Consider the following 18201-nt stretch of genomic DNA (forward strand, 5'->3'; position numbering starts at 1 on the left):
ATTTAACTCAAATCAAACGAGTTACCAACCCAAATGCTCGATCACGTCCGATGCGATCAGCGCGGTTTGGCCGCGGGCTTCGGCGGCGCGGTCGCCGGCGAGGCCGTGCTGGTACACGCCCAGAATGGCGGCGTCGGCGGGGTCGTATTTTTGGGCGAGCAGGCTGGTGATGATGCCCGTGAGGACGTCGCCTGTGCCGCCGGTGGCCATGCCCGGGTTGCCGGTTGAGTTGAAATGCACTTCGCCATTCGGAAGTACCACGGCGGTGTTGGCGCCCTTTAAGCAAATAATCACTTTGTATTTGGACGAAAACGCCCTCGCTTTCTCCAATCGCTCGAATTCATTGCTGCTTTCCCCAGCGAGCCGCTGAAATTCCTTCGGGTGCGGCGTGAGAATAGTGTTCGCCGGCAATTTGAAAAGCAAATGCCGGTTGGTTGAGAGAATGTTCAGTGCATCCGCATCGACGATAACAGGTACTTTCGCTTTTTCCAGCACCTTTTCCAATGCTTTCACCGTGGCAGGGTCCTGGCCGATGCCCGGACCAATACCGATGGCAGTAGCCGAATTGAGGTCGGGAGATTTACTGATGTATTTTTCCGTATCATCAACGGTCGTCATGGCTTCGGGAACGGAAATCTGGGCAATCGCGTAGCCGCATGCAGGTACGTGCATCGTAAGCAGGCCGACGCCCGAGCGCAGGCAAGCGCGACCCGAGAGCACCGCCGCGCCCATTTTTCCAAAACTCCCCGCAATGAGTACCGCATGCCCGAATGTGCCTTTGTGCGAGAATTTTTGCCTCGGAACAATGCGTTTTTCGGCTTCCGGCTTGTCCGTAAAGTGATAAGGCGTATTGGTTTCCGCGATGTAACCGGCATTCAGGCCGATGTCCACCACATGCCATTCACCCACATACTCCGCGTTTTGGGGGAGCATAAAGGCGAGTTTTGGTAGCTGGAACGTAATGGTGTACCTGGGCTTGATGATGACGTCGGAAGGGCCGTTCGGCTGGTCGGTGTAGAGGCCGCTTGCAACGTCTACGGCCACAATCCTGTTGGGTAATGCATTCAAATGCCCGATTACGATGGCGAGCAGCCCGTCCACCGGGCGCGAGAGGCCGGAGCCGAGGAGCGCGTCGATGCAAACGACCTGTTTGGGCAGCTGCGGAAGATCGTTCTCCGAATGAATGCGCCGGGGCGTCAGATGGTTGCCGAGCCGTGACAAGTTTTGCCGGAAATCGTCGGTCGCGTGCAATGTATATTCCACGATAAAAACCTGCACATCGTAGCCCGAACCACTCAGCAGCCGGGCGATCGCGAGGCCGTCGCCGCCATTGTTTCCCTTGCCGCAAAAGACGGCAACCGGGCGGGTATTGACATATTGATTGCAAAAGCAGCGCACAAATGCTTGTGAAGCGCGTTCCATCAGGTCGATGGAGGCAATGGGTTCGTGTGCGATCGTGTGGGCATCCAATGCCCGGATTTGTTCTACGTTGAAAATCTTCATGATAATCGTGCGAAAAGCTTTTACTTACATAAAAATAGTGCTAGCTTTGCACTCGTTTTCTCAAAGGCTGTTTTGAATGAAGGGGCGTCACCCCGTCCGCTGGAAGCAAGCTATCATTTTAAATCCATAAAATCACTCGTCATGAGCGAACTTATTAAACTCGTAGAAGCTACGATTGAAAATCGTAAATCCGAGTATCCTGATTTCAAATCAGGCGACACGATCAATGTTCACGTGAAAATCCGTGAAGGTAACAAAGAGCGTATCCAGCAGTTCCAGGGTACCGTTATGCAGCGCCGTAACGTAAACGGAGCTGGCGAAACTTTTACAGTACGTAAAATTTCAAACGGTATCGGTGTTGAACGTGTTTTCCCTATTCTTTCCCCAAGCATCGCGAAAATCGAATTGATTCGTCGTGGTAAGGTGCGTCGCTCACGTCTGTTCTTCTTGCGTGGCCGTCAGGGCAAAGCCGCTCGTATCAAAGAGCTTAAAACCACGAAGTAATCCTAAGGAACTTCGGGAACGAAATTTTAAAACCCTGCAAGCGAATTTTTCTTGCAGGGTTTTGTTTTTTGTTATTATAAGCGGTAATAAAAGGCTATAAGCATTAGGCTATAAGCTTTAAGCCGCGTCATTGCTAATTATGTTTACAGCCTATCGCTTACAGCCTATTGCTTAAAGCTTAAAGCCTTTTACCATGAACATCCCGTTCTACAAATACCAGGGAACCGGAAATGACTTTGTGATGGTCGACGACCGCAATCTGCAATTCCCGGTTTCCAAAGAGCTCATCGCCTCTATTTGCCACCGCCGGTTCGGGGTGGGCGCTGATGGCCTCATTCTCCTTCAAAATGCCGAAGGATACGATTTCCGTATGGTGTATTTCAATGCCGACGGCGGCGAGGGCAGCATGTGCGGCAATGGCGGCCGCTGCGTGGTGCGTTTCGCGAACGACCTCGGGCTTTTTGATGGTAACACGAAGTTCATAGCCGTCGACGGCGAGCACGAAGCCACTGTAACCGGCGAGGTGATCCGCCTCAAGATGTCGAATGTGAATGGCGTGGAGCAATATGAAGAATACGATTTCATGAACACCGGCTCGCCGCATTATGTGACGTACGTGGACGATATCCACGAAGCGGATGTGGTAAACATCGGCAGCGAGATCCGCTACGGCTCGGTATACGGCCCGAAAGGCGGCACGAACGTCAATTTCGTGGAGGTGATCGAAGACAACCACCTGAGCGTGCGCACCTATGAGCGCGGCGTGGAGGACGAAACGTTCTCGTGCGGCACGGGCGTAACCGCCTGCGCACTATCCGCCCACCTGCGCAAAGGCTGGCCCAGCCCGGTAACGGTGGAAACGATCGGAGGCACATTGGCCGTCGAATACCAGGAAACGGGCGAAGGGCAGTTCAAAGACATTTACCTGATCGGCCCCGCGGTGCGTGTGTTCGAAGGAAGTTTGAATGTGTAAATGAAAAAGCCTCGCAAAATCTGCGAGGCTTTTTCATTAGCTTATTCGGATTCGATAATGCCGCCTTTCACATGGTAAATCTGCTTGGCGGCCCATTCGGGAACGCGGCAGTAATCCATGGCAGCCACTTTACTGCGTACGCCATTCGTGCAAATTACCACGATCGTGTGATAGGGTGCAACCAGCGGCCGTTTTTCCCGGATCTCAGCCAGCGGGATGTTGATTCCTCCCTCATTGAATTCTTCAAACTCCCAATTCTCACGCACATCTACCAGCACGGCGCCGGGCTCATTGATCAATGCAAGCGCCTGCCGAAAGTTGATATCGGCGTAGGTTTTCTTTTCCATTAAGCCGGCTGTCTTACCGCAGCAAATGGGTGATCGTTCACCACGGGAATGTTTTTGGCAATGAGCTTGTGAATGTCTTTCAGATACGGCTTTTCTTCCTTATCGCAGAACGACAATGCAATGCCTTTCGCGCCGGCGCGGCCTGTGCGGCCGATGCGGTGCACGTAGGTTTCCGGGATGTTCGGGATTTCGTAGTTGATCACGTGCGTCAGGTCGTCGACGTCGATGCCGCGGGCGGCGATGTCCGTTGCCACGAGTACGCGCGTGGTTTGGTTCTTAAAGTTTTTCAATGCATTCTGGCGAGCCGTTTGCGACTTGTTGCCGTGAATGGCCTCGGACGTCACACCGGCCTTGCGCAGCACTTTTACCACTTTATCGGCGCCATGTTTCGTGCGGGTGAATACCAGTGCTGTCGCAATGGATTCGTCTTGCAGAATGTGCAGCAGCAGTGAGTTTTTGTTTGATTTATCCACAAAAAACACCGACTGGCGAATGGTATCCGCCGTAGAAGACACCGGGGTAACTTCCACTTTCACCGGGTTTCTCAGAATGGTACCGGCCAGTGTTACGATCGCCGGCGGCATGGTAGCCGAGAAAAACAGCGACTGGCGCTTGCCAGGCAACAGCTTGATCACCTTCTTCACGTCATGCACAAAACCCATGTCGAGCATGCGGTCGGCCTCGTCGAGTACGAAAAATTCCAGCTGGTTGAGCTTGATAAAGCCCTGGTTGATCAAATCGAGCAGGCGGCCTGGCGTAGCGATGAGCACGTCGACGCCCTTTGCCAATGCGTCGGTTTGCGGTTTTTGGCCTACACCACCGAAAATTACGGTATGCCGTACGCGGGTGTAACGTCCGTAAGCGGCAAAACTCTCGCCGATCTGGATCGCGAGCTCGCGGGTAGGCGTGAGGATCAACGCGCGGATACGGCTTCTTTCAAATTTCCCTACCGGGTTTTCGTGCAGCAATTGCAGCATCGGAATGGCGAATGCGGCCGTTTTTCCGGTGCCCGTTTGTGCGCAGCCCAGCAAATCCTTAGTCTCTAAAATTACGGGAATGGCCTTGGACTGAATGGGGGTGGGAGTGGTGTATCCTTCTTCTTGGAGAGCCTTTTTAATGGGCTCTATGAGTTTTAAATCCTGAAATGTCATTTGGTCTTTTTAATGGCTGCCGGTTCAGTTTTTCGTCTCAAATGCAGCCTGAATAATATATTGCGGCCCTTGCGGCCAGGAGTATAACAGAACTCTATTTTTAAACGTTCAGTGGATATACTTGGCAAAAGTAGTTACTATTCCTCTAAATTTGTTCATTAGCCATCAACACAACTATTCTATGGTTCGAATTCTTACGCTCGCATTTTTCTTTTTATCCCTCTTCACAACGCTCCGCGCACAGGACGTGCTCGTGCGAAAAAACGGCTCCATTATCGAAGGAAAAGTCGTGGAGGTGGGTGTTGACAAGGTTTTATACAAAATCAGCAAGGAGGCCGATGCCGCCAATTTCGCGGTCAGGAAGAACGAACTGCTGCGGATAGAGTTCGGAAACGGGCAAACGATCTGGTTCGATAAACGTGCTGAACGAAATACCGAACGGGGCGAACGAAATATCGACCGGAGCGCCGACCGGGGCAGGGACCGCGGAGGCCGAGCGCCGGAATACGACAACCAGTTCAGGAAGAATAAAATTGACATTTCCCCATTCAAAGCATTGGACAGCGGGCCGGGTTTTGGGCTCAGCTACGAGCGGATTCTCGATAAAAACGGCAATTTCGGGCTTTTGCTGCCTCTGACGATGACGCTCCCGGATTCCTATTATTTCACCGTCGGCTCGGATCGCAACCAGAGCGACCAGATGTACTACTTCTCGCCCACGCTGAAAGTGTACCCGTTCGGGCAGCGTCGTGTCACCTACGCCATCGGGCCCTCGCTCTTCGCCGGGGTAGGCAAGCGCTTCAATAACTACACGGATTTCGACCCTTCGACAGGCGTGTACACCAGCCGCGATGAGGAGCGCGACCGTTTCCGCATGGGGATGCTCGTCAACAACTTCGTAAACTTCCAGATCACCCAGCATTTCCAGATCGGCCTCAATGCCGGGCTCGGGGCAAGATATATCGATCAGGAAAAATTCCGGTCGTCCACTTTCCGGACCACCGGTATGGAAATCACGGGAGAATTCAACTTCAACCTCGGCTTTCGTTTCTGATCATCGCATAACGCGGAAAATGGGGTACCGCATGTATTCCTTTTCCGCGTGTGGCGAGTTTTGATAAATAAAATCCAGCTGCGCACGGCCGTTTTGGGCAAACGACGGGTCGGATTTCCGCTTTTCGTCCAATCTCGCTTTCAGTTCGGGAGATTTTTGGAGCAGTTCCGCCGCCAGGTCCTCAAAAACATAGCCGGAATAATGCTCCTTGGCTTGCAAAATGGTGTCGAAGAAATTCCATTTGAAAAACGAATCCACGGCCCGCGGTTCCAGCGTTTCGACGATGTAGCGGTTCGTCCATTGGTTTACGGGCACATACCAGTCACCTTTTCTGAACGTCAGCTTCTGCTTTTCGGTCCTTAATGTCACGGCCGTGTGCCAGTAATGCCCTTCGAATGGCTGCCGGGGCGTTTCCAGGTCTTCAACATAATATGTTTCAACCAGCAATGCGGTGTCTTTTTCAAAAGCCTTCATTTGCACGCCGTTCAGCCGCATGAGGTCGGCGATGTTATGCCAGCCTTGCGGAATGATGTAGGCCTGCGGGCGCTGCACTTCTACGAGCGGGATGTAGGTGTCGTAAAACGGAATGCTTTTGGTAAATGGTTTCGACCGGTCGTAATGCAGCCGCGGCAATCCGCTCACGCCGCTGGGAATAGAGTCGGGCTCAAAGCCTTTGAAAGAAATCATCGATTGTTTCGATTTATCAACCTGCCAACTGATCGCGAATTTTTCCTGCTTTTTGACGGCTTCCTTCGTTTCTGCACGCAATTTCAACAGCGTTTTCCGGTGCGAGGCCAGGAACCGGATATTGCCTAGCAAGTAAGCATACGTGGACTTAACGCGCTGATCGTAAGGTTTCAGCATGTGCGTTTCGGTCATCACGCCGATAGTATGAAACAAAGCCGCGTAGCCGGTAGAATAGCGTGGCCAGTCGGGGAATTGGACAAAACCTTTGTCCGGCGTTTGTTCCCAGGCATTCACATAAGGCGTTGCTTCAAAGCCCGCCTCCTTCAAATGCTTGTACATATAAGGCAGGAAAACCGTGTGATTGAATTCGCCGAGCGGCCCGCCTAGCTTGTCTTTCTGCGCATAGTCGAGTGTGATCACGTATTGATAATCGGCGCCATTGCTCACATGCGTGTCCGCGAACAGGTCGGGATCGAGCTCGTGGAAAATCGCGGCGAAGCTCCGTGCATTGCGGGTATCGGACTTGATGAAATCCCTGTTCAGATCATAGTTACGCGCATTTCCTCTGAAACCGTATTCTTCGGGTCCATTCTGATTGGTGCGGGTAGTGCTGTTACGGTTCAATGCGCCGCCTATGTTGTAAAATGGGATTATCGCTACCACCACGTTGTCCAGTTCCGGGAACTTCGCGGGGTTAACCAGTATATCACGCAGCAGCATCATTGAAGCGTCCACGCCATCCGATTCGCCGGGGTGGATCGCATTGTTGATGAACAATATCGCTTTACCCTGCGATTTCAGTTTGGCAATATCAAAGACCTTGTTTTTGGAATACAACACGAGGTGTAATGGTCGCCCGCTGTCGGTAAGGCCTTTTTCGCGCATTTGCACCTGCGGGAAATTTTTGGCCAGTTGGCGGTAAAATGCGATCCCTTCGTCATAGGTGGGCGTTTGTTTGCCGCCGCTTTTTTCAAAGCGGGTCTGGTACTGGCCCGTGGCGTGGAATGCGATGGCCAGCAGGAGGTAGGTCAGTTTGTAGCGCATGAACGTGCGAAAATGTCAGTGCTGGTATTGTTCGAGCAGGTGAAGGTAGGGTTGCAGGCCGTGGTGGACAAATACCTGCTCATTCGAATCCTTGAACTCCTGGTAATAGGCCTCGTCCGCCAGCAGCACGACCGTCGGGCCGGTGCGGACATAGTTGCTGCTTTTGTAGAATGCGGGCGACTGGTATTCGGGCAGGTTTTTGGAAACGATTTTCCCCGCATACCGGCCGAGGTATTTTTCATAATTGCTTTGCGCCTTTTCGCTCGGTTTCCGCAAACCCTTGTAAGCGTGCCGCAGACCGATCCGCGCCATCAGTTTTTGCTTTTTGATCACACCTTCGATGTTTTTGAAGGGATTGGTTTGATTAAAATCACTCAATGTCTGTACGGTAAACGGCACCTCCGGCACCCAATCGGCCGAATTGACCACATTGTATCCCCAACCTCCGTCCACGCGGTGCTCATATTCATAGGCGAAATAGGTGTTGCCTACTTTCGGCGCCGCGCTGGCGTAAGTTTTGAAGCGGATGTCCGCAGGCAATGTGCCCTGCTTTTGAAGCGAATACAAATGCGCAGTCATAAGGTAGCAGAGCGCGCCGCCCTGGCTGTGGCCCATGATGAGGAAGTCTCTGACGCCATTTTTATACAAAGAGTCGATTTTAGGCACAATATCCCGGGCGAGGTAAGCCGTGCCGACGAGCCAGCCGATGTGTACGGCCGCCTTGGGATTCTCGGCCAGGTGGTATTTAAATGTATAATCGTTGCTGATCCGCAGCTCGCCGCTGGCCGGCACCATGGCGGCATAGAAATTTTCCAGCCATCCGACGGCATTGGTCGTGGTGCCGCGGAGGTTGATCGCCGCTACCGAAGATTTATTTTGCCAAAGCCCCCAGCGGTTGTCGAGGCCCATCACGGGCGACGCGTAAACCGAATCAAATTGTGTGGGGCGCGGCACCCGGAACGTTCCGCGGCGGGTCATGGTGGTGTCGTACAGCAGGGAGTGCATGTAAATGAGCTCCTGGTATTCGGCTTTGTCGAAACCGGGTTTGAGTTTTGTCGTCTGTGCGCTTGCAATTTGGGCGGCGAGCATGCCGAATGTGAATGCTGCTACCGCGTATAAATGCCTGAGCAGGCACGGTTTTGAACTCGTCAGGATCGTTTGCATAGTATGAAGCCGAAGCATGGATGAACAAGGCAACCTTTGGATTACGAATGTAGGAAAACAATTGATCCAAGCAGATTTCCGCGCTTTTAAATCGCCTTTCCGACACGTTTTGACACAGTTATTTCAAATTAGAATACTATTAGAGTTTATGCCGATTGCCTGCTTTGCCTTGAATGCCTGCCCGGAATTTGTTATTTTTGGTTAGCCTAAAAAATATTTTAATGGAGCTGTATTACTCATTTTCTGCCCTGATCGTTCTCTCTGCGATATTTTCCTACCTCAATTCCCGGTTTCTGAAACTGCCTCCTTCCATCGGTGTGATGGTGATCGCGCTCATGGTTTCGCTCGGGCTTATAGCGACGGATAGCATATTTCCGCGGACATTTATCCGCATTTCTACACTCATCGCGAGTGTGGACCTTACCGAAATCCTCATGGGCGCCATGCTCAACTTCCTGCTTTTTGCGGGCGCGATCCATTTGCACCTGGAAGACCTGCGGGAACAACGGCTGCCGGTGATCATTTTCTCGACGGTGAGCGTGGTCATTTCCACGTTTGTCATCGGTTTCCTGATGTTCTACATTTTGCCATTATTCGGCATCGCCATCCCGCTGATCCAGTGTCTCGTTTTCGGCGCATTGATCTCACCAACCGACCCTATTGCGGTGCTTGGTATTCTCAAACAGGCCGGCGTTCCCAAATCGCTGGAAACCAAAATTGCAGGCGAATCGCTTTTTAATGACGGTATGGCGGTTGTGGTTTTCATTTTGATGCTTGCGCTGGCGCGGGGAGAAGAGGTTAATACTTCGTTCACGGGCATTGTGGGGCTGTTTGTAAAAGAGGCATTAGGCGGGATTTTGCTCGGCTTGGTGCTGGGTTTTTTAGGTTCCAAAATGATGTACCGGGTGGATGGCTACAATGTGCACGTGCTGATTACGCTTGCGATCGTGATGGGCGGCCATTTGGCGGCGCAGGCATTGCACATGTCGGGCCCGCTGGCGATGGTAGCGGCCGGTTTGGTGGTGGGGAATTATGGTAAAAACCCGGGAGCGGTTTCCGAAACCGAGCGGGATTATATTGATAAATTCTGGGAGCTGATCGACGAAATCCTGAATGCGATCCTTTTCATGATCATCGGATTTGAGCTGCTGCTCATCCCGGATCTGAAGCAATACGGCTGGGCGGGCTTAGCGGCAATTGTCGTGGTACTTTCAGCACGGTTCATATCCATTTACATTCCAGTGCGACTGATTCCCTTCAAAACGCGCTTCGGTAAGAAGTCGATTACGATATTGGTGTGGGGAGGTTTGCGCGGTGGCGTGTCCATTGCATTGGCGCTGTCAATCGACTCGGAGCTGAACAAGGACGTGCTGCTGGCGATTACCTATTTTGTAGTATTGTTCTCGATCATCGTGCAAGGTCTCACCGTAGGCAAGCTCACCAACCGCCTTCCCGACGAAGAAGAGGCCCCGGCCTAGGACGACGGTCCGGAAACGATCCGGTTGATCATCGCATTGACCTTGTTCAACCAGATCGTCTGACCTTCGCAGGTCCAGTGTGAATCGCCTTTCAGATAAGCCGCGCGGCCCAGGCGACGGAAATCGGGGAGTACGTCGATGTACGGCATGCCTAATTTTGGATTCTGATATACTTTTTCAATCAGATGATTGTAAGGCCCGTATTCCGGGCTGAGGACTGAAACCTTGTTCGGGATAATGGATAATATCACATTGTCGAAGCCCAGTGAATCGGCGAAATGGCGGCTTGCTTCAAGGTGGTTCATCACCGAGTCGAGCTCGGTAGGGCGAATGGGCGTGAACGACGACGTGATCTCCGACGTGTCGGTATCCATGTAATACACCATGTCGCGGTCGTTGTTCACGAGCGTTACACCCGAGGCCTCCCGGTCGAACAGACGGTGATTAAAGTCGGATTTCCATTCTTTTACACGTAATGCAAGGTCGTTTTGGAACAAAAAACCATCGAGGCGGTCGGCTGTGTGCGATCCTTTGAAGGCTTCGTCGAGGCGGTGCATGAATTTGCCCGGGCCTACCCGTTCAATGAACGTCGCCGAATCGGGCACCAGCACGGTTAGCTGCGACGATAGCCGCTGGCGGAAATGGCGCTCCACGGATTCGATCAGCAGGATATTGTGCTCGTTTGTGTCCAGTTTGATATGCAGAAATTCGGACAGGTGCACGTAGGTGTATTCATCCACTGCGAAATCGGCCTTGGCTACGCGGCCTTTTTCCGTGAAACTATCGCCGATAATGTACAAATGCACTTTTCTGGCCGATTGCGGCCTGGCGGGCGGCGTGTAGCCGGCGCATTGCCTGCGTGGGTCGCGGAACTCCGAAAGCGTGGAAAGTTTATATAAATCACCGTACTGGTAGCCATCTTCCACAACCTGCTCCTTCCAGAGCCAGGGCAAAATGGACGGGCTCAGCCCCACAATCCAGATAAGGCAACCGATCGCCAGAACGACATATCTTAAAATTTTCATAGCACTATCTCAACTTGATCGACCAGACCTGTATTTTCTTTTCCGATCGGCTGAATATCAATAATTTGTAATAACCGGGCTGGTATGTCAGCTGCACGGGCATTTCCGAAGGGATAGCCTTGTCGCCGAGCCGTCTGCCGTTGACATCAAAAACCGTCGAATAACTGCCCGATTTGATCGTGATAAACCGGTTGTCCACCCCGAAGAAATGGTATCGGATCACCGCATTGGGCAAAATATCCTTGATTTCGAACAACTCGCGGCCTTCTTTGGTAATAATAGCGGTTTTTGAGTTAACCGACCGCACAAGTATCCAATCCAGCGAATTGCGATCGAACAAAATGCGGAAGCGCGACCCGGGCTCGGGGCGGAGCAATTGTTTCCGCGAAGTAACTTTTCCGTCGAGGCTAATGCGGATCAGCTCGCCCGAAACGCTCGCTCCCACAAGTTCGGGCTGGCCGGTTTGCGGGTCCTGCGCCCAAGTGAACGGGCTTTCCGCACGTGTAAGGATATCCACCGGGAAGCCGGGCCTTACCGTCCCATTCTCTTTGAGCAGGTAAATCTTCCCATTCTGCTGCGTCACAATGAAGCCGCGGTTGCCGATCTGGTTAAGCGCCACCACCGGGCCCACGATTTTGTCGAAACGGACCGAATGGTTCAGCTTTCTGAGGGGGCGCGTCACGCTTTCCCACACAAACAATTCTTCCGCCGAGCTTTTCAAAATGAAACGGTTACTGCCGTCCTCGCCGCCGTCGATCAGGTATAATGCCGAAATCGCGTCCTGTCCGGGCAAATGCGCCTGGAAAGTGGAGACGTTCGTCGAGTCGTCTTCGTCGAGCGCGTACACGGTGCGATCGGTCGCAAAAATGCGCTGCTGGCGGCCGATATTAAGGAAATCCACCTTGTAAGCAGCCGTGGCGATCGGGCCGTTCAGTTTCGCTATTTCTTCGGTTTTGCCTTCGCGCAGGTTGTTGGTGCGAAGCAGCTTGTGTTCCTTGTCGGTGAGCAATATTTCCGAACTTCCGTCGATCGGGTTTTGCAATGCGGCCAGTTCGGAATCGTAAATATCCGGCCACTCAATGTCGATATTCAGAAACGTCCGGTTGAGTACCTTGCTTGCCGTTTGCCGCTTTTTCGGGCGGAATGTGAGTTCGGGATAGGCCTCGCTGCCTTCGAAATGGCATTGTAATGTGATGGACTCCATTTTGGCGGTCAGGTCGCTGTATTTTTTGCTCACCTGCGTTTCTTCGCCCGACTGTGCCTTGCGAAGGTTTACGATCATCGAGAGCTGCGCCTCATTGTTCACGTTGGTGAGCACGCTGTCGTATTCAGGCGATTGCTGCCAGGTGATCTGGTTTTCGTAGTCGACAATGTAGTTCTGCAAAACCTGCGAATTGTTGCTGATCACCAGGTAGGGCGCCACGTAAGTAATGTAGCTGCGCGGAAATCCTGTAAACATCGGCCCGTACAAGCCCGACGGCAGCTCGGCAATGGGTACGGAGTAAATGTCGTAACCCTGGTACTGATCCGCCGATACGTTACTTTCCTGATTGGCAAGGCGCGCGAGTTTTTGCAGTACCGGGCGTAGTTTGTCATAGTTGGAGAACTCAGCCAGCAGGATTTTGCCGTCGGTAATGCTGTTGTTCTCTTCCAATTGGCATAGCACAAACTCCGAACCGATGTTGTCGATCAGCAGATTGCTTTCTCCGGCAATGTAATAGTTCAGCTTGTCCCAGGCCGGGGATTTGTATTTTTTGTGCCATTTCGAAAATGCGGCTTTGAATGCAGCTTTATCGGAGGCCGCTGTGCGGTACAGAAATGACGTTTGCTGCGAAATATGCTTGTGGCCGATGAACGGCGTGCCCGGGTTGTCTTTCAGAAGGTCGGCCAGGTAATAATCCGGCGCATCCGCGCCATCCGATTTGATGGTCAGGTTTCCTTTGTTTTCCGTTTTTTCAATGTGAAAATCCTGGTAAACCGGGAATGCCCTGCCAAACTCGGCTAGCGTAGCCACATTTTCCATCGACATGACGGACTTCCAGGCGTCGGTGCGCAGGTAAATGCTCGTGCCGTAGTCGGAGTCGTTGATGTTCGAAAAGCGCGAACGCAGCCTGAACGAGCTGATATTGAGCGAAGAGGCACGCACGGCATCTTCAATCAGGTCGCCGTAGTAGCTTACGATCAGGAAATGGTCTTTGACGAGATAGGAAAACAACGGCCGCGAATTGGCGTCGATGGCGTCGGTAATGCGGTGGTCCTGGAAATTGTGGTGCAGCAGGCGGATATTGGCGTGCTGGGGGCTGGCGAGCCATTTGGTTTCTTCCTCGGTGACGGGAATGTACATGATCACCCCCCATTCCGTGCTGGTGCGCGGGTGGTAGGAGTAGGAGAGGTCTTTGCCTTTGAGGAATGTTTTGAGCTTCTTAGGGTCCTTCGTGAGCAGGTTCAGCAGCGTCAGGTTATCGCTGGCGATGTCGAGAAGCGGAAGGCGTTTGAGGTCCAGGGAGGCTTCGGTGGCCGTGTAGGCCGAATCTTGCAAATGCCCGCTGGTGATTACCACAACGGCATTGGACGGGATGAATTGCCAGGCTGCCGACGAGCCCCTCGACCATTTGAACAGGAAATATCCTGCCGATGCGAGAATGACGATCAGCAGGATAGCAATCAGTTTTTTTTTCGACACAAGCCTGTTTTTTAAGCGCGGATCGCTTTCACTTTACCATTCAGTTCGAGGCGAAACCGCAAGAGTTCTTTAAAGCTTCGGATACAAACTTTCCACAGGTTCCATTTCACAATCGAAACGGTGCCGGTTTCCCGGTCTTTGTGGGTGATAGGGATGTCGAACAGCTCCTGTCCCGATTTTTTCGCCATCACAGCCAGGAAGATGTTCGGTGCGAACGGCTCCGGGTTGGGCAGCTGGTTCATCAGTTTTTGCAGGAATGTCCCTTTGATCAGACGGAACGGAATGTTGCTGTCCATGATGAATGTGCCATACACAGTCGAGATCGTGCCGCGGAGAAATTTCGTGATAAAGAGGCGCACGCCGGCATCGTGCCGCACCTGGCGGTAGCCGAGTATGAATTGCGATTGGGAACGCTTGTCCCAGAGTTTGTCAAAGTCTTCGGAAACGAACTGGTCGTCGCTGTCGGTCTGGAACACATATTCCGAGCCGAGTTCCAGCGCCTTGCGGTAGCCGTTAACGACCGCATTGCCATGTCCGCCGTTTTTCTGGTGAACGACCGTCAAATTGTCGATCTTCTTGTCCAGCTCATCCAGTAACGCTTTCGTATTGTCTTTCGATCCGTCGTTGATGACGATCAGGGTAGTGTTATCGTTGGGGAATTTGGTTTTGAGGAAGGAGGTCCAATTATAAACTACTTTTTCGATACAATCCTGCTCATTGTATGCGGGCATTACTATACTCAGAAGATATGACATGCAAAAGCGTATTTGGTATGGTTGCGCGAAATTAATAAATAAAGCCTGTAACCGGGCTATGGGGTATTATTATTTAGTAAGCGTACTTGTCTTTCAGGGCATTAATCGGCTTTTCGAAGAAGTGCCACGACACCGATGCCACTAAGACAGTGAGCGCTACTACCACCGTTGCTTCGAACGCGATATTGCCTTCGAGAACGGGGACATATTGATAGATTTTCCTGAAAAGCCTGACCGTCGGGTGCATGGGGCCACTGTGAAAGTGGTTGTAGACAAAGTTGTGATACAGATAAAGGCCATAGCTTATTCTTCCCAAATAAATACATACCGGATTTTCGAGGAACGCCGCCATCCAACCCCTGAAACCCATCACAGAGCGTCCTATCAGCATAAACCCGAAAATGGACGACATGGTTCTGTCCAACACCACGTAGGGGAAGTTGAACGGCTGCGCCAGCGATTTGGCCCACCATTGCACCAGCACCCAGCCGAGCAGCCCCAGCAGCACCGGCCACGATTTGTCGAAAAATTTAACAAACAATTCATTCTTGTACAGCTGCATCCAGGCCATAAGCCCGCCTAGTGCGAAGGAATCGAAACAGGTGGGTGTGGAAACGTACGCGACCGTCCATTCACCCATTGTAACGAAGTTCGTACCCGGAATCCGGCCCGAGTAAAAGATGTAGGCACGCAGCAGAATGCTGAAAACGCCCATCAGTCCTAGCACAGGCACCAGCCGGTTTTTTGGAATGAAGAATATCAGGAACGGGAAAAAGAGGTAAACCTGCTCTTCCACGGCCAGCGACCACAAATGGTCCACCGAGCCCATCCAGGTTTTGTGCAGGGCAATGTAAATGTTGGTCCCGTACAATGCGAGCCACGCGAGATTGTCGCGCACGGGCGGTACATTGAAGATGAACAGCAGGGCGATAATCAGGTAATAAACAGGAAAAATACGGATCGTCCTGCGAATGAGGAATTTACGCAGGTATTTTTTGAAACCGCCCGGCGTTCCGTACGTTTTTTCCTTGCTTTTCAGGAGAATGCGTGAAATGAGGAAACCACTCAGTACAAAGAAAATGGTCACTCCCAGCGCCCCGAATGGGATGATGTTGATTTCTACGATGAGGTGATCCAGCAGTACCAATCCCACTGCAATGAAGCGCACGCCGTCAAGTTGAATAATGTGTCCTTCCGAATTGGTGCGCATGGTTACCAGTTAACTTTCACTTCTTTTTTATGCGTTTCTTTGACCGTCACTCGCTGGTCTTTGAACAAAATGCCGGTTTGGTCGCCCTGCTGATGAATCAGCGCAACCTTGTAATTGCCCTTCTGCATTTCCGAAAACGGAATGTCGGCATAGAAGCCTGGAGCAAAATAATACTGTTTCAGGAACAACTGCTTGCGGCTCGTGTTGCGGGTGCGCAAGGCCGGGAAAATGTAAAAGCATTCATCAGAGCTCAGGAGCACATACACGCCGCTATCCTGCAAGCGCTGGCTGGTGAACGTCGTGTTGCTTACCTTAATGGACGCCGTGTCGGTCGTAAAAGTTGTTTTATCATACAAATTCACCATTCCGCGCGAGCTGCCGGCGAAATTCTGCCGGTCGGCGATGGAAATGAGCGAGAGCCATTTGTCGTAAATGACCGGCGTTTTCTCGACGATATTTGCTTCAAATGAAGTGTCATCGGGGTATTTCAGCGATTTATCGGTATAGGTCCAGTTGAACTGCGACGTCACCAGCTGCTTCCGCAGATTGTACGCATCCACGAGGTGATAATGGTAGCTGAACACATTGAATGTCACGGCCAACGCGATTATCGCCGTAATGTAAGGCGATAGGAAGCTGCCGCGGATGGGCACTACCACGTAAATGTAAGCGATGATCAGCAGGAGCACGGAGTAGATTTTGTACCGGCTGGTAATCAATCCTTCCAGCCCGAAACCGGCCCGGGTGTACACGACGATCAATGCGGTCCCCAAAATGAACAAGATCGCGCCGAGGCAGAACAGATCGGTCGTACGCTCAAACTTGACGGAATATTTATTCCTGACAATGCGGAAAAGCGTGGTGGACGCAATGGAAACTGCGACCAAAAACAGCACGACACCCAGAAAGAGGCATACCTTGAAGTGGTCAAGCACCGGAATGGATTCGGCAAACGAACCCAAAAATGCCATGTAGCCTTTGGCCAGCTGCAAAATGCCCGCCTTCGATTCCGGGTTGGATTCCGGTTTGGTATACCAATAAAAATAGCAGAAGATTTCGGCAATGCTGATGACGATCCACAATGCGAACCGCTTCCTGTTACCGGCCAGGAAAAGCAGCAGGGCTCCCAACGGCAGCACCATCAGCCCGTTTCCGCTTGTGAGCACGGTGATTACACTCAGGATGATGGCAATGGCAAATGGCAGCGTTTTGGGGTTAATAACCAGGTATAATGTCCAGAGCACGAGCGTTACCACGCCCAGATTCTGCACAGCGGCCATTCCCCAGTACATATTTTCCCAAAACGCCAGCGTCATCCACAAGAACGGGATGGGTACCAGCGCGAAAAGCGGCTTTTTGTTCTTTTTCAGCAAATCATACCATAGCGGAATCGCACCGAGGAGCAGCAGGTTGCCCGCGGTCATGAGATGCCGGTAGTTGAGTTGCCCGAAAACAGCATAGTCGATCCACGCGAAGAGGCGCGTAAGCGCGATGCGGTGCTCGTTATGCTGTTTGAAAAGTGCCCGGATTTTTCCCTGCCAGTCACCGGCCTGCGCGTACTCGACGATGAACGTCTTCAATGCATGGTCGTCCCACTTGGGGATATTGATGGCATAGTAATCCCAGACCGTAAAATAAATAGCGACGGGTAACAGCAGGATCAGGCTCAGAATAATGGTAAAAGCCTTTTTTGTCATGCCGTGATCATTAGTTGGCTGATGCTCGACAGGATCGAATCCGGGTCAAGGCCTGAAAGTTTCTGGTGGTAAGCCTGGCTGCCGTAGCGGCCATTGGGATAGCCTTCCGCTTTGAGGCTTTTGAAAACCGTCGGAAAAATGCCTTTTTCAAGTAATTGAACTGAAAGCTGCTGCGCGAGGCCCCCCGTGCTGATGTGTTCTTCGGCCACAAGCAGGGCAGGGGCCTTTTTAACCAATGCAAGAAGTTCGTCTGTCAGTTCCAGCGGGAAATGCAGGGCGCTCACTACATTCACTTTGTCAGCGATTTCGGGTGAAAGACCCAGCGCGGAAAGCACATTGTTAGCCACCGGCCCCAGCGCAAAAACCGTAATTTCGGCATTCGCAGGCTGATGAAGGACTTTAAATGAGCCTGTTGCGTAGCTGTTTGCCGGCGCGGTTTTACCGGCTCCGAGACGCAAATAAGCGGGCCGCGCGTCGGCAACGATCTGCTGCACCACCGGTCCTACCTCGTCGGCAAAAGCCGGCACCCACATCTGCGCATTCTGCTGTCCGCTCAGGCATGCCAAATCCTCGATCGTGTGGTGGCTGCTGCCCATGATACCATAGCCATAGCCGCCGCCGTTGCCCACCAGGAATACTGGTAAGTTATTGAAACATACATCATTACGAAACTGTTCGAGACAGCGGTAGACGATGAATGGCGCAATGCTGTAACAAAAAACCTTGTAGCCTTTATGCGCAAAACCGGCCGCTACGCCCACCATATTCTGCTCGGCAACGCCCGCATTGATAAACCGCTTGCCCATTTTGGCCTGCAAGTTTTCCAATGCATTATATCCGAGGTCGCCGGTGATAAAAATAATGGACTCGTCCGCTACGGCAAGCTCTTCTATGGCTGTTGAAAATTCCTTTCTCATCGTTAAGTG

The 18201-nt window shown here is 52.0% G+C and carries 15 protein-coding genes; 4 read left to right on the forward strand and 11 right to left on the reverse strand.

Features of this window, described 5'->3' with window-relative positions; genetic code table 11:
• Nucleotides 1-21: 21 nt before the first annotated feature.
• Nucleotides 22-1503: an NAD(P)H-hydrate dehydratase gene (locus DFER_RS25350; RefSeq protein WP_015814530.1), complete on the reverse strand. Its 1482-nt coding sequence runs from the start codon at nucleotides 1501-1503 to the stop codon at nucleotides 22-24.
• Between the two features lie 141 nt (nucleotides 1504-1644).
• Between DFER_RS25350 and rplS the strand changes: the two genes are divergently transcribed.
• Nucleotides 1645-2007 (forward strand): 50S ribosomal protein L19, encoded by a 363-nt coding sequence (gene rplS / locus DFER_RS25355; protein ID WP_015814531.1) that lies wholly within the window; start codon nucleotides 1645-1647, stop codon nucleotides 2005-2007.
• A gap of 193 nt (nucleotides 2008-2200) precedes the next feature.
• On the forward strand, nucleotides 2201-2980 hold the full coding sequence (gene dapF, locus DFER_RS25360; protein WP_015814532.1) for a diaminopimelate epimerase: 780 nt from the start codon (nucleotides 2201-2203) through the stop codon (nucleotides 2978-2980).
• Between the two features lie 41 nt (nucleotides 2981-3021).
• Here dapF and DFER_RS25365 read toward each other — a convergent pair whose 3' ends face one another.
• On the reverse strand, nucleotides 3022-3327 hold the full coding sequence (locus tag DFER_RS25365) for a rhodanese-like domain-containing protein (RefSeq protein ID WP_015814533.1): 306 nt from the start codon (nucleotides 3325-3327) through the stop codon (nucleotides 3022-3024).
• The gene (locus DFER_RS25370) at nucleotides 3327-4478 is read right to left on the reverse strand and encodes a DEAD/DEAH box helicase (protein WP_015814534.1); all 1152 of its coding nucleotides are present in this window, start codon (nucleotides 4476-4478) and stop codon (nucleotides 3327-3329) included. The genes DFER_RS25365 and DFER_RS25370 overlap by 1 nt, the downstream gene beginning before the upstream one ends.
• Nucleotides 4479-4659: 181 nt before the next feature.
• Here DFER_RS25370 and DFER_RS25375 point away from each other — a divergent pair, with 181 nt between their 5' ends.
• Entirely contained in the window at nucleotides 4660-5532 is an 873-nt protein-coding gene (locus DFER_RS25375) for a hypothetical protein (RefSeq protein ID WP_015814535.1), read from the forward strand.
• Here DFER_RS25375 and DFER_RS25380 read toward each other — a convergent pair whose 3' ends face one another.
• Together DFER_RS25380 and DFER_RS25385 are read right to left on the reverse strand one after the other, a co-directional pair.
• Nucleotides 5533-7263 carry a M14 family metallopeptidase gene (locus DFER_RS25380; protein ID WP_015814536.1) on the reverse strand — a complete coding sequence of 577 codons (1731 nt, stop codon included), beginning with the start codon at nucleotides 7261-7263 and terminating at the stop codon, nucleotides 5533-5535.
• Between the two features lie 15 nt (nucleotides 7264-7278).
• Nucleotides 7279-8427, reverse strand: coding sequence for a lipase family protein (locus tag DFER_RS25385; protein WP_015814537.1), 1149 nt, complete (start codon nucleotides 8425-8427; stop codon nucleotides 7279-7281).
• Between the two features lie 221 nt (nucleotides 8428-8648).
• Between DFER_RS25385 and DFER_RS25395 the strand changes: the two genes are divergently transcribed.
• Entirely contained in the window at nucleotides 8649-9905 is a 1257-nt protein-coding gene (locus DFER_RS25395; protein ID WP_015814538.1) for a cation:proton antiporter, read from the forward strand.
• On the opposite strand, the gene DFER_RS25400 is transcribed toward DFER_RS25395, so the two are convergent.
• The 6 genes from DFER_RS25400 to DFER_RS25425 all read right to left on the reverse strand — a co-directional run bounded on the left by DFER_RS25400 (nucleotide 9902) and on the right by DFER_RS25425 (nucleotide 18192).
• Complete coding sequence (locus DFER_RS25400; protein WP_015814539.1) at nucleotides 9902-10930, reverse strand: alginate O-acetyltransferase AlgX-related protein; 1029 nt, start codon at nucleotides 10928-10930, stop codon at nucleotides 9902-9904. The two genes, DFER_RS25395 and DFER_RS25400, sit on opposite strands and share 4 nt — an antisense overlap.
• Before the next feature lie 4 nt (nucleotides 10931-10934).
• Nucleotides 10935-13613 (reverse strand): DUF3352 domain-containing protein, encoded by a 2679-nt coding sequence (locus DFER_RS25405; protein WP_015814540.1) that lies wholly within the window; start codon nucleotides 13611-13613, stop codon nucleotides 10935-10937.
• A gap of 11 nt (nucleotides 13614-13624) precedes the next feature.
• Nucleotides 13625-14368 carry a glycosyltransferase family 2 protein gene (locus DFER_RS25410; RefSeq protein WP_015814541.1) on the reverse strand — a complete coding sequence of 248 codons (744 nt, stop codon included), beginning with the start codon at nucleotides 14366-14368 and terminating at the stop codon, nucleotides 13625-13627.
• Nucleotides 14369-14441: 73 nt separating this feature from the next.
• Nucleotides 14442-15578 carry an acyltransferase family protein gene (locus tag DFER_RS25415; protein ID WP_015814542.1) on the reverse strand — a complete coding sequence of 379 codons (1137 nt, stop codon included), beginning with the start codon at nucleotides 15576-15578 and terminating at the stop codon, nucleotides 14442-14444.
• Between the two features lie 2 nt (nucleotides 15579-15580).
• Complete coding sequence (locus DFER_RS25420; RefSeq protein ID WP_015814543.1) at nucleotides 15581-17275, reverse strand: hypothetical protein; 1695 nt, start codon at nucleotides 17273-17275, stop codon at nucleotides 15581-15583.
• Nucleotides 17272-18192: a transketolase family protein gene (locus tag DFER_RS25425; protein WP_015814544.1), complete on the reverse strand. Its 921-nt coding sequence runs from the start codon at nucleotides 18190-18192 to the stop codon at nucleotides 17272-17274. Before DFER_RS25425 ends, DFER_RS25420 begins: the two co-directional genes overlap by 4 nt.
• Between the last annotated feature and the right edge of the window lie 9 nt (nucleotides 18193-18201).

The sequence above is a fragment of the Dyadobacter fermentans DSM 18053 genome (genome assembly GCF_000023125.1).
Lineage (GTDB): Bacteria > Bacteroidota > Bacteroidia > Cytophagales > Spirosomataceae > Dyadobacter > Dyadobacter fermentans.